The following is a 608-nucleotide window of genomic DNA, read 5'->3' as shown; positions in this document are numbered from 1 at the left end:
AATTTACGACTTGGAGAGAGCCAGAGAAAAGACGGAAGATACGTTTACAAATATACCGATATATACGGGAAACCACAGTTTAAGTATGCTTGGAAACTTGTTCCGACAGACAAGACACCTGCTGGGAAACGTGAAGATTTGTCGTTGAGAGAAAAAGAAAAGCAGATTAAGAAAGACCTTGCCGACGGTCTCAATACCATAGGCGGGAAAATGACAGTCTGCCAGCTCTACGCAAAGAAGAACAGCCAGAGAAAAAATGTGAAACGCAACACAGAAAAAGGTCGCCAGTACCTTATGAAAATTCTGGAAAACGACCCTCTGGGTGCAAGGAGCATTGATACGGTGAAGTTATCGGACGGTAAGGAATGGGCTATGCGAATGTATGAGAATGGCTTTTCCTACAAGACGATTAGCAATTACAAGCGTTCTCTGAAAGCGTCATTCTATATGGCGATTGAGGACGACTGTATCAGAAAAAATCCTTTCAACTTCAAATTGAGTGACGTTCTGGAAGATAATTCAGAGCCTAAAGTCATTCTCACGCCAGAGCAGGAAGAAAAAATGCTTGCCTTTATGGAACAGGACAAGACGTACAGCAAGTATTATGA

General features: G+C 42.3%; 1 protein-coding gene. It reads left to right on the top strand.

Annotation, left to right across the window (positions count from 1 at the left end; translation table 11 throughout):
- The coding region (locus B5E92_RS15300; RefSeq protein WP_204245299.1) for an integrase DNA-binding domain-containing protein at positions 1 to 608 on the top strand (608 nt) is incomplete at both ends.

The sequence above is a fragment of the Erysipelatoclostridium sp. An15 genome (genome assembly GCF_002160675.1).
GTDB classification, from domain to species: Bacteria; Bacillota_I; Bacilli_A; order Erysipelotrichales; family Coprobacillaceae; genus Thomasclavelia; species Thomasclavelia merdavium.
Note: the sequence above shows the minus strand (reverse complement) of the source record. Positions and strands in the feature narration are given on the sequence as shown.